This window comes from Actinoplanes sp. NPDC051859 (genome assembly GCF_044452725.1).
In the GTDB taxonomy this organism is placed as follows: domain Bacteria; phylum Actinomycetota; class Actinomycetes; order Mycobacteriales; family Micromonosporaceae; genus Actinoplanes.
Genome location: NZ_JBITBX010000011.1, coordinates 37,039 through 48,849, shown reverse-complemented (window position 1 = coordinate 48,849; position 11,811 = coordinate 37,039). Strand labels below are relative to the sequence as shown.

At 70.4% G+C, this 11,811-nt stretch carries 8 protein-coding genes; 2 read left to right on the top strand and 6 right to left on the bottom strand.

From position 1 onward, the window contains the following. Positions 1-9: 9 nt before the first annotated feature. From ACIA1L_RS25530 to ACIA1L_RS25520, 3 genes are read right to left on the bottom strand one after another with little or no spacing between them, the layout of a single operon-like run. Positions 10-1,341, bottom strand: a complete 1,332-nt coding sequence (locus ACIA1L_RS25530) for a hypothetical protein (protein ID WP_396075443.1) — start codon at positions 1,339-1,341, stop codon at positions 10-12. Next, entirely contained in the window at positions 1,341-1,844 is a 504-nt protein-coding gene (locus tag ACIA1L_RS25525) for a hypothetical protein (protein ID WP_396075442.1), read from the bottom strand. Before ACIA1L_RS25525 ends, ACIA1L_RS25530 begins: the two co-directional genes overlap by 1 nt. After that, positions 1,841-2,380 carry a hypothetical protein gene (locus ACIA1L_RS25520; protein ID WP_396075441.1) on the bottom strand — a complete coding sequence of 180 codons (540 nt, stop codon included), beginning with the start codon at positions 2,378-2,380 and terminating at the stop codon, positions 1,841-1,843. The genes ACIA1L_RS25525 and ACIA1L_RS25520 overlap by 4 nt, the downstream gene beginning before the upstream one ends. Positions 2,381-3,057: 677 nt before the next feature. On the opposite strand from ACIA1L_RS25520, the gene ACIA1L_RS25515 reads away from it, so the two are divergent. Further along, positions 3,058-3,963: a MinD/ParA family protein gene (locus ACIA1L_RS25515; RefSeq protein WP_396075440.1), complete on the top strand. Its 906-nt coding sequence runs from the start codon at positions 3,058-3,060 to the stop codon at positions 3,961-3,963. A 110-nt stretch (positions 3,964-4,073) separates the two neighbouring features. On the opposite strand, the gene ACIA1L_RS25510 is transcribed toward ACIA1L_RS25515, so the two are convergent. Then, positions 4,074-6,173 (bottom strand): hypothetical protein, encoded by a 2,100-nt coding sequence (locus ACIA1L_RS25510; protein WP_396075439.1) that lies wholly within the window; start codon positions 6,171-6,173, stop codon positions 4,074-4,076. Positions 6,174-6,420: 247 nt separating this feature from the next. Between ACIA1L_RS25510 and ACIA1L_RS25505 the strand changes: the two genes are divergently transcribed. Then, positions 6,421-8,181: a substrate-binding domain-containing protein gene (locus ACIA1L_RS25505; RefSeq protein WP_396075438.1), complete on the top strand. Its 1,761-nt coding sequence runs from the start codon at positions 6,421-6,423 to the stop codon at positions 8,179-8,181. A gap of 59 nt (positions 8,182-8,240) precedes the next feature. Here ACIA1L_RS25505 and ACIA1L_RS25500 read toward each other — a convergent pair whose 3' ends face one another. Beyond that, complete coding sequence (locus tag ACIA1L_RS25500; protein WP_396075437.1) at positions 8,241-9,995, bottom strand: hypothetical protein; 1,755 nt, start codon at positions 9,993-9,995, stop codon at positions 8,241-8,243. A gap of 117 nt (positions 9,996-10,112) precedes the next feature. Further along, positions 10,113-11,789 (bottom strand): LPXTG cell wall anchor domain-containing protein, encoded by a 1,677-nt coding sequence (locus ACIA1L_RS25495; RefSeq protein ID WP_396075436.1) that lies wholly within the window; start codon positions 11,787-11,789, stop codon positions 10,113-10,115. Positions 11,790-11,811: the final 22 nt, after the last annotated feature.

The window sequence follows — 11,811 nt, the reverse complement described above, 5'->3', positions numbered from 1 at the left end:
CTCCGCAGCTCACCGCCCCTTGTGGTGGCGGGCGCATACGACTGCGGCACAAACGCCAGCAACACTGGCGATGACCAGAAGCGCAACCCGCGACGCCGGGTCCACCCGCCCGGACCGCATTGAACGCTTCGGCCGCTCAGAGGGTTCCGATGCGTCCGAGGGCGCCGATGCGTCCGAGGGCTCCGGCGGGTCGGACGTTGCCGGGACCGGTTGCGGTGGTGGCACCGCGATCCGTTCGCGGAGCAACACGATGCCGTAGGCCACGCCGGCCAGCAGCGCGACCAGCACGATCGCGTTGTTCGAGCGGTCGCCCCAGCGGTTCGCACGTTCCACCTCGTCCCGCTCAGCGGCTAAGCTCGCGGCCCAGTTCGCCGGTTCGGACGCCAGCGCCGTCGCCATCCGCGGATCCAAGCCGTCGGCGGCAACCGGCGGGCGGGCCATCGCCAGCACGATCGCCTCCACCTCGACGGCAGCCTGATCCTCGGCATCGGCCACCCCACGTTCGCTCGCCGCAGCATCCGCCCGACGGCCCTCCGCCCGGACGCCCCACTCGCGCGCGGACTGCCGAGCCTGAGTGCCGAATTGGGTACGCGCATTGCCGGCAGCGATGTCGGTGGTGAGCCGTGCGGCGTGCCGGGCTGCGGCACCCTGCGACCGTTGCTCCTCGGCGCTCAACGCCAGCTGGGTCACTGGCACCGCCGCGGCGAGCAGCCACAAAGCCAGGTGGATCAGTGCCGGCCTGCGCCGGGAGTCCGGCTCCTGACCGGGCTGCGGGAGCAACTCGGCAGCCTTCGACTCGGCGCGGTGCCGGCCGCGGCGGCGCAGCGCTAGCAGCGCCGGCACGAGGCTGAGGACGATCGCGCCGGCACCGAACAGGCCGCCGCGTCGGGCCGCGGCGTCGCCCGCGCGCACCTGCGGTTCAGGGTTGGGCGGTGGTGGCTCCTCGGCGTGCAGGGTGCGCAACCGGCCGATGACGTCCTCGCCGCCCACCGCAGCCAGACTCTTCGGCAACAGCGTGGCGTAGGCGCCACGCATGGCTTCGGCCGCATCGGCGCTGGCTTTCTGCTGTGAACGGGCCAGGGGGTCGGCTGCGGTGAGACGGGCTGCGAGTCGCTCGTCCATGATGATGCGGACGGCTGCCGGTGCTTCGTCGCCGTAGATCGCGCGCACCTGCTCCTGAATGGCAGCAGAGCGGGCCTCCTCCAGGCGTACCCCGTCCTGCCAGGAGCTGTTGGCGTCGCTGAAGGCGAGCGCGGCGACCCCGGTCAGCCCGGCGGCGGCCACCAGACAGGCGAGCTGGATCGCCCCGCGCGGGCCACCGAAACCGCCCCGCGGGCGCATCAGGCCGTCGTGCGGGTGAACACGGCGGCGTCGCCGTTGGCATCGGTGAGGTGCAGCCGGTCCCCGTCGACCCGCCAGTCGTAGGTGCCGGTCCGGGTGCCCGACGGTCGCTCGTAGTTGCCGCCCGGGTCGTCTTCGGCCGTACGTTTCTCGGTGGCGGTCCGGCCGACCAGCCGCAGCCGGTCCCCGGAGACCTGCGCTTGGCCGTCCTCGACCCGTTGCAGCTGGTAGATCCCGCCCGATTCGACCGGCGAGTAGATCTCGACGCTGCGGTACCGGCCATCCGGCAGGATCTTCAGGTCGACCTCCATCGTGGCGGTGGCCCGCGTCCACACCGCCGACGTCAATGCGTCCGGGATGACCGCTGCTTTCTCGGTCGGCGCGGCCGTTTTCGTTGCCTCGGTGGTGTGGACGACCGTGGGACTCGGACCGGCCGGTTCGTCGAGTAGGCCACAGCCGGGCAGGCCGAGGACGAGGACCACGGCCGCGCTCGCCCGCCTCACGAGTCGTCCCGGACGTAGTCGAGCTCGCCGAACACCGGGTCGCCGATCACGAGCAGGTCCAGGCCCACGGAGTTGGGTTGCCGAAACCAGCTGACCGTACGCTCGCGCGCGTTGATGCCCCGAGCGTTGACCGGTCGCAGCAGCAACTCGTCACCGTCCCCGACGACCCAGCCCTGCTCGACGAAGGCGGGGATGGCCGGGGTGGCACGATGCTCCAGTTGGTACTGGCCCTTGGATACCACGATAAACGTGAAGTCCGACTTGCTGCCCAGCCCACCAACCCAGATGCCCAACGCACCGCGGGGCACTGTGCCTTGTGGCTTGGGCGGCTGCGCGACCGCTGCCTCCGTCTGCGGTGTCACCCGCCGGGTCGCGGTTGCTTCCGTCTGCGGCGTCGCCCGTTTGGTCGAGGTCGTCGCCGAACTGGTGTCCGGGGGACGATAGCTGTCATCGCTGTCCGACCCGCCGCTCGAACAGCCGCTTGCCGCCAGGGCCAGAACCGCCACCACGATCGCCGCGCGCCGTGCTCCACTCATGATCAATTCCTCCCGGTCCGTCCGTTCTGCCGGGGATACGGGAGCAGGCGCCACACAGATCAATGTTGATCTATAGCTGTCAGCTACCCGACACTGTGGTCAGGTCGCGCACTCTTCGTTACCCCCCATTCCCCCAGCCGGATCGCACGCCCGAGCCGAGACGCAGACGTGAGATACGCTCACCCGCGACCGCGCAGCCCTGCGCTCCAGCCATTCCACCCCTCTGCTCATCCCCTGACCAGCCGGGAACGCGACTCACGATGACGCTCGATCCAGACCACCCGCAGACACCCGGCGACGTCGCCCCACAGCCCGGCACCCCCGCACCCCGGACCGGCCCGGAGCACCCCCGCTTCGCCCGCCCCACCCTGGCTCCGGCGCTTCCGTCCACCCTCGACGCGACGCGCAGCACGCCGTCCGCCGGTCCCCCCGCACCGCCTGCAGCCCCGCATTCCGAGAGAGCAGGCACCACCCCGGCATCGCCCGACCAGCCCACGACGCGAAACGCAGCGACCGTCACCGGGCCACCGGTTCCTGCGCCGCCGGTTCCTGCAGCATTCACCGGCCCGGTGGGTGCCGTCGTGCCAGCCGCAGCGGCTTCGCCTGCCACGCCTTCAGGACCGCCCCGGCTGACCACTGGCTCCGCGGAGACCGGCCCTCCGGCCGGCACTGCAGCGGTGCAGGAGCCTGCGGCCCGCTGGGGCTGGCGCGGACGCGCCAACCGGCTGATCGGCGGCCCGGTCCGCCTGCCAGCCACCGCCGAAGAACTGAAACACCGGGCCGCGCGGCGCCAACTCCTGCGCCCGTTCAGCCGCACGATGACCATTGTGGTCGCCAACCCGAAGGGCGGCGCGGCAAAAACACCGAGCACGCTCATGGCCGCTGCCACCCTCGGAAACCACCGCGGTGGATACACGCTGGCCTGGGACAACAACGAGACACGGGGCACGCTGGGGCTCCGCGCCGAAGTCAGCCACCACGACCACACCGTCGTCGACCTGCTGCACAACATCGACCGGTTCCTGCAGGCCCAGGCAAGCGTAGGCTCGCTGGCCGGATACCTACGCCCGCAGAGCGCGCACTTCGACGTGCTGGCTTCCGACGAAGTCCCCGGCCGGATGGAGATGATCGACGACCGGGCCTTCGCCCAGCTCCGCGAGGCGCTGAGCCGGTTCTACCGGGTCATGGTGGTGGACACCGGCAACAACGTCCGAGCCGCCAACTGGCGCGCGGCCACCGAAGCCGCCGACTGCCTGATCGTGCCGACCACGGTGCAGAGCGACACCGCCGACACCGGCCTGTGGATGCTGGACCACCTCACGAAGATCGGCCGGGCCGACCTGGTGTCCAACGCGGTCGCCATCGTCTCCTGCGCCGACCCCAGCACCGACATGCAGCTTCTGTACGACGTGGTCGCCCGCTACCAGCAGGTGGTCCGCAAGGTCATGGTCGTCCCGTTCGACCCGCTGATCCGCGCGGGCGGCCGGATGACCTTCGACCAGGTCTCCGTACCGACCCGGCGCGCCTGGCAGCTGGCCTGCGCGGAAATCGTCCACTCCCTGGCCGCCCGCGACGCCGGCTGACAGCACCACGCGCGTATCGGAGCACGTCGAGCAGACTGGTTCCCGGTGTCGGCACGCCTCGCCGAACTGGCGTTGCGCGTGCCGGCCGGTGACCGCCAGGCGAGGCAGAATCAGGTCAGACCTGGAACCTCGACAGCGGCGGCTGACAGGCGGGCGAGGATTCGGGCGTCCACGGCAGCGCTTTCCGGGTCGGCCGGGTCCGGCGACGCGCCCAGGGCCAACTCGCGAAGGTAAGCCACTCGTACGCCCACAGCCGTGGTCACCACGTCGAGAACGCGGAATGTGGTGCCGGCGACGAACACCGCCTCGTCACCGTTAGTGAGCAGGTCGATGCGGCGAGCCGTCAGGGACCACACCACCGCGGTGATCTCGAAGTCCGGCATCGGCACGGAGGCGGCAAGCGGCACGGTCGTCGTGAAGGTGGTGCCGGGGCCACCATCGAGGGGGCCCGCCTCCGCGCCCCAGTCGGCAAGGAGGAGGCCGACGTGGGTGGGTAGCCGCCGCAAGCCACTGACCAGGCACGCCTGCAGCGGCTCCGGGCCGGCACCGAGCGCAGCCGGACCGAGCGCGGCCGCGACCGACACCGCGACCAGGTCGGTGACGAGGGTGTCGGGGTGCTCAGCCGCCGCCGAATTCCGCAGGCCTGGACGCTCGGTGAGAACATTCGCCACAACCCGCGCCTCCGCGTCGTATTGCGACCCCAGCCAGTCCCGGAGCGCTTGCCGTTCCGCATCGGTACTACGGTGGTCCGCGGCGATCTGTGCCGGCCCCAAAACGGCGCCGCCATCAGCGATCACGGACAATGCGGTGCCGGTCGTTGTCGACCCGAGCAGGGCAGGCTCCGAACGAGCGAGCCCGGCGGGAACAGACTCGCCTGGAGCAGCGTCGGGGACGGGTGGGAGGGCGGCCGAGGTCGGCGGGGACGGGTTGACCAGGAGAACCGGGCCGTAGGGGTCGGCGAGGGCGGCCGGCGGGAGATGCTGCGGCTGGTTCGGCGGGGAGGCCGGCACCGCGAGTTGGACCCGGTCGCGGGCATCGGCGGGCAGCCAGGTCACCAGTTTCGTGACGAGGGACCACACCGGGTCGGCGGGTGTCGGCGCCTGCGCGGAGCCGACCACCAGCAGCAGCCGGGTGGGGTCCGCGGGTAGGGAGCGTGCGGCTGGTTCGGTGCTGCCGACCGCGATTTCGCGCAGCCACAGGCCACACCGGACCGCTTCGACCGCCCAGTCCTGATTGATCCGCCAGGCCGCCGGTTCGAGCGCTGGCAGGCCCGGGACTGGCGGGTGGGCTTCGGTGACTCGGGGCTGTTTGCCGACGGCGTACGCGACTCGTTCGGCGAAGGGGCGCCAGGCCGGCCGGCCGAGGTCGTCCAGAACCGCTCGGGTCGTGCCGCCGGCGCTGGTCGGGGCGGCTGGACCTGCGACTATGTCGACGACGGTGTCTATTTCGGCGAGCAGCCAGTCGACCACGGCGTCGACGGCGGCACCGCCGGGGCCGTACGGCACGAGGGTCAGGTAACGGCGGGCGTCGGGTGCCAGTGCCAGGACGTACCGGGCGAGGTGTTCGGGGTCGAGGGCGGCTCCGCCGGGCCGACCGACCAGGACGGACAGGGTGGCACCGTCGGGTGCGAGCCGGTACGCCGGATCGTCGGCTGGGGGCGGCCGGTCGTCGGCCGAGGAGAGCCACACTCCGGCAGGGATGAACCGGGCCGTCACCCCCGGAAGGTGCGGATGCCGGTGCGGCAGGTACGTCTGCCAGGGCGGCGCCGGGTGTCGGGCGCCACCGCGGACCGGCTCGACACCGGGGCGAAACGTCCACCAGGCGCCGCTGCCGTCGCCGTCGTGCACGAAGAGCACCCCGCTGGGCAGCAGCTCGACCGTGCCGTCGGGGGCTACCACTTCGAGGTCGAGGGCGTTCGCGATGGTCTGGGCGATGGGGTCGGTGGGCCGGGCAGCGCCGGACATCGCCAGTCGGATCGAGGCGCAGCCGGGCGGCAGGTGGGTACGCAGCAGCGCGATGAGGGCGGCCGCCGCGAGGGCAGCCCCCACGAGCACCGGCTGACGGCCGGGTTCGCGCGCGAACTGCGCCACTGGCAGCCCCGGCTCGGCCTCCCCGATCACGAGAACGCGCTCGTCCCACCGAACCACCACACCGCTCAGGACAGGCATGCCGTCGACCGGCGGGTCAGCCCGCTGCGAACCCGTTCCCATGCTCGCCCCCTTGTCGTCAGCGAGCAGCACATTACGGCCTGCCCGCGCCGGATGCCGCAGCGCGGGGGCGGGAGGGCAGACTCCCACGTTCGCACGGACATCGATACGCTTCCCTGCACACTCTGCCCGGATCCGGTGCGCTCCCGCCTGCTACATTGCCCCACGCATTCTTGATCCACTATGGGTCGCCGGCGCTCAGGCACCCGCCTCCAACCGCCGCCGATCGTTGAGGCAGGCGGAGGAAGAGATGGCCGGAACCGCCGTGTGGTGGCTCGTGATCGCCGTCGTGGTGTGCGTGCTGGCAGCCCTGGCCCTGCGCTCGGTGTGGCGTCAACGTTCCGAACGACGCGCCTTGCACGAACTCGGTCTGTCGCCCTTGGCACAGCCCCGCAAACGTTCCACAGTCCGGCTCATCACCGCGTACGCCGTGGGCCTGCTCTTGATCGGTGTCGCGGGTGTGGGGCTGTGGTGGCAGCGGGAGCCCGTCAGCGGTGAGCAGAAGGAAGCCGCCGCAAACAGCAGCTCCTGCACCGAACCGGGTTTGCGGGTGGCGGCCGCCCCGGAAATCGCGCCGGCGGTGCAGGCCGCCGCGAAGACGCTCGGCCCGGACGGCGACGGCTGCTACGCCGTTGCGGTCACCGCGGAAGAACCGGCCGTCACCCGGGCCGCCGAGCACAAGCCCGACGTGTGGATCCCGTCAAGCAGCGCCTGGCTGACCATCGCCGCCGCCGACGGTGCGGCCTACACGACGGACGGCGCGCCGCTGGCCCGCTCCCCGATTGTGCTGGCCGCCCCGGAACCGATCGCCGCGAAATACGCCAAGGACGGCCGCGGTTCCTGGGCCGCGCTCGTCGATGGCGTGGCTCAGCACCAAATTCCGGCCGTCACCATGCCCGACCCGCTGCACAGCACGGTCGGCCTGCTGTCGGTGCACGCCGTACACCAGGCGATGACGCGCACCACGCCCGATCCGGGCATCGCCCAGCTGCGCGCGTTGACGTTGCGCAGCAAGCTGACGGACGCAGCCGTCGACCCGTCGACCCTGCTTCCCCGGGCCGTCAAGGAGGCGGACGCACTCGGCGTCTTCCCGACCACCGCTCAGCAGATCCGCGCCGCACAACAGAACGGAACGCCGGTCTCCCTGATCAGCGCGGCGCCGGCGGATGGTGCGGTCGATGCCGATTATCCGTACGCCCTCGCACCATCGGTGGCCCAGCCGGAGCTCGCCGCCAAGCTGAAAGCCGCCATCACCCCGCAATCCCTGGCTGACGCCGGTTTCGCCACCGAGGCGACACCGCAGGCGATGCCGATGCCCACGGACGCCGCCAAGCTGCTGGGGCCGGCGCTGCAGTGGTCGCAGTACAAGAAGCTGAACTATCAGGTGCTGCTGCTGGTGGACTCGTCAGGTTCGATGCACCAGCCGGTCACCGACAAAGCCAAGAAGGCCACCACCAAGGCGGCCCTGCTCCGCGAGTCCGGCTTGGCGGCCAGCCTGCTGTTCGGCGAGGACACGGCCATCGGCATGTGGTTTTTCGGTACGGAGAACCCGGCCAGCCCCGCACACACCGAAGTGCTCCCCCTCGGCCCGCTCACCGAACCGATCGACGGCAAGACCCGCCGTACGGCCTTGACCTCCATGGTCTCTGCTTACCAGCCGCCGCAGAACGCGGGCACCCCGCTCTATCAGACGGTGCTCGATGGCACCGCGGCGATGCGCGCGAAAGCCAAGCCTGGCACGGCCACTCTCGTCGTGGTGCTCACCGACGGCCGCGACGAGCAGTCCCGCTTCTCGATGCCGGAGCAGCAGTTCATGGCGAAGCTGACCGCGGCACAGGACCCGACCCGCCCGGTCCCCATCATGGGCGTCGGCTACGGCGCGGACGCCGACATGAACGCCTTGACCGCAATGGCGAAGGCCACCGGCGGCCGGGCACTGGCCGCCAAGGACCCGGCCGAACTGGCCTCAGCCATAGCGCAGGCATTCCTGGCCGCACACGCCCCAGCCTGACCGGGAAATATCAAAGGGCGCCGCTCCCCTGGTGGGAACGGCGCCCTTGTCGCCGCTGATCAGGCTTGAGCGGAAGTGGTACGCCGCCGCGCCAGCCACACCATCGCCACCCCGGCGGCCACGAACAGCGCGCCTGCACGCACAACGGCCATGCCGTCCGGACCGGTGTTGGGTAGAGCGCTACGGACTCCGCTCACGGCGACGACACCGGCACCGCGAGGAGCAGCGGCGTGGGGAGCAGCAGCGCGAGGAGCAGCAGCGCGAGGAGGTGCGGCGCTGCCAGTGTTGACCACCGCCACGCCTGCGGGAGCGCTGGCCGTGGGGGTGCCCTGTGACGGTTGGCCCGTGGTCGGCGCGTCGGTGGCCGGGCTGCTGGTTGTCGGAATGCTGGTTGTCGGACTGCTCGGAGCGGTGGCTTCCACCGAGTCGAGGACCAACTCCGCCTTGTTGTTGGAGAGATCCAGGTCCTCGCCGAAGTTCAGGCATTCGCACTTCGGGTTAGCTTCCACCGTGCCGACGGCACCCGTCACGACCTTGTCGATGCGCAGACCGAACGTCCAGGTGACGGACTCACCGACGGCAAACCGGGCACCGGTCCGGCAGCGGTACTCGACCTGCGGGCCGTCCCGGTCGAAGAGATCGCAGCCTCTCGGCTTGGTCCGCACCGTGCTGCCGGCGGGGATGGTCACGTTGAGAACCGTAGCGATTCCGGACCCATCGGCTATCAGGATCGCGGGACCGTTGTTGCGAACGCCGACAGTCGCCTGCACCGTGGCACCCACCGCGCCGGAGACCTTGGCACCCACCGCCGCAATGTCGGCGCTCTGCCTGCCGGTCACATTGACGATCGTGCCCTGCCCGTCGTTGCCGCTTCTGTCATCGGTCTGCGGCCCCGCGGAGTTCTGGGCAGCGGCCTCCGGTGTCGCGGGCAGCGCAGCGACCTTCGGTGTCAGGGCCAGCACTGCTCCGTTCGGGTCAGTGCTGAGTTCGAGGCCCTCGGCAGAGTCCTCCTTCATGAAGTCGGTGTACAACGCGGCGGTTCGCCACGACATGTTCCCGAACACACGGCTGGGCGCGAACGTGTCCTTACGCAATCGGTACGCCACCGTCAGCTGGTAGGTCGCAGCCGGCTCGATGATCTGGTCGAACAGGCAGCCGCGCAACGCGTCGCCGACGTAGAGGCAGTTGCGGTAGCGCTCCGTGGACTGGAACTCGGGTGGCGGATTGAAGTCGGCGCCGACCCCGCGGACGGTTCTCCCGCCCGCGTTGGTGACCTCGTAACTGGCGGTGAAAACGCCGCCGGGCTCGACGCTGACCTCGCCGTGCTCGCCGGCAGCGAGATCCACATAGTCCACCACCGGCACATCGGTGGTCGCGCTGACCGCAGGGGTTCCCGTCGCCATGAGCGCGGCCGTCACCGTCACGGTGGAGCCCGACACCACCGACTCATCGGCCAGCAGGTCGACCTCGGGGAAGGCGCGCTCCGACCAGGGAAGGGGGATCTTCATCGTGGCTGCCTGGTAACAGGTGACCTTGGTGGGCGATGCGGCGGTGCAGTTCTCCGATTCCGGCGCGACCAGGCTGACACCGGTCGTGCCGCCGGAGAGCTCGTAAGTGAGCATCGCGTTACTAATCGTCACTGACCGCTGAGCCTGCAGTGAGGGACTGAGTGCGACGCGGCCGCCGACGGGGAGCGCATTGTGATACAGAGCGACCTCGACGGTGCCCTCCGGTGCGGCAGCCCGAGCCGGGGTGGTCAGACCCAGGATAACCACCCCCGCGGCGCACAGGCCGGCGAACAATCGCCGAGACATCCGGTTTCCTCCACGGCTGGCAAAGATCAAAGGATCTGCATCCTAGACTCTGCTGGATCTTGGGGGAGCCCCGGGCGCCGACTCTGGAATCGGCGCCCTTGTCGCTTCTGGTCAGGCTCAGACGGCAGTGGTACGCCGCCGCGTCAGCCACACCATCGCCACGCCGGCCGCCACGAACAGCGCGCCCGCTTGCAGCACGGCCATGCCATCCGGACCGGTGTTGGGCAGAGCACTACGGACTCCACTTACGGCGAGGACACCAGCGGCACGAGGAGCAGCGGCGCGAGGAGTGGCAACGCTGCCAGTGTCGACCACAGCCGCGGGTGCAGAAGCGCTGGCCGACGGGGTGGGAGGTGTCGGCTGGCCCGTGGCCGGAGCGTCGGTTGCCGGGCTGCCGGTCGCTGGAGTGCTCGGAGCCGGGGCTTCGACCGGGTTGAGGACGAGTTCTGCCTTGTTGTTGGCGAGATCCAGGTCCTTGGCGAAGTTGCCGCATTCGCACTTCGGGTTCGCCTCCACCGTGCCGATGGCGCCCGGCATGACCTTGTCGATGCGCACACCGAACGTCCAGGTGACGGACTCACCGACGCGGAACCGTAAACCGGTCTGGCAGAGATACCCGAGTCGCGGGTCGAACTCATCGACGGGGCTACAGCCGTTCGGCACCGTCGTCACCGTGCTGTCGGCGGGGACGGTCACGTGGGCGACCGTGGCGGGGTCGCCCACGCCGCTGCGGTCCAGACTTGCGGGTCCGTTGTTGCGTACGCCGACGGTCGCCTGCACCGTGGCACCCGCCGCGCCAGAGACCGTGGTGCCCAGAGCCGCAATGTCGGTGCTCTGCGTGCCGGTCACGTTGACGAACAAGTACTGCCAGTTGTTGCTGGGGTCGACGTCGGTCTGCGCCGCCGCGGCACGCTTGGCAGCGGGCTTGGGTGTCAGGGACAGCGTCGCCCCGTTCGGGTCGCTGCTGAATTCGGTGCCTCCGGCAGACATCTTTTCGATGACGGCGTCATACTCTGCAGCGGTCAGCCACTGGAACTGCCCGCCCACGCTGCTGGGCGCGAGCGTGTCGTTGCGCAGGCGGTACGGCATGGCCAGCTGGGCGGTCGCGGCCGGCTCGAGGGACTGGTCGAACAGGCAGCCGCGCAACTGGTCGCCGGCGTAAAGGCAGTTCCGGTAGCGCTCCGCTGGCTCGAACGCGGGTGGCGTGGCGAAGTAGACACCGAGTCCGTCGATGGTGGTGCTGCTCAGGTTGGTGGCCTCGAGCCGGGCCGTGAAAGTGGCGCCGGGATCGGCGCTGATTTCACTGCCCTCGCCGGCGGCAAGATCCACACTCTCCAGCACTTGCACGGCGGCAGTCGTGCTGACCGGAGTGATTCCCTTTGCGGTAAGCGTGGCCGTCACCGATCCGGTGGAGCCGGGCACGGCCGACTCGGCGGCCGACAGGTCGACCTCGCCGTAGCCGGTGCCCCCCTCGGGGTCGAGATCGATCGTGGACCCCAGAGAGCAGGTGATGGTGGTCGGCGAGTCGCTGGTGCAGCTCTCCTCGTCCGGATTGATCAGGCTGACCCCGGGGAGGTCGCCGGAAAGCTCGTAGGTGAGCGCCGCCTTGCGAATCTTCAGTTCCCGGTCGGCAGACAGGACGGGGCTGAGCGTGGCGTTGGCGCCGACGCCGAGCAATGTGTCGGCCAGGAAGACCGCGACAGTGCCGTCAGGCTCGGCGGCCCGGGCCGGAGCGGTCAGGCCGAGGACGGCCACCCCCGCCGCGCACAAGCCAGCGAACAGTCGCCGAGACATCCAGGTTCCTCCACGGTTGGCA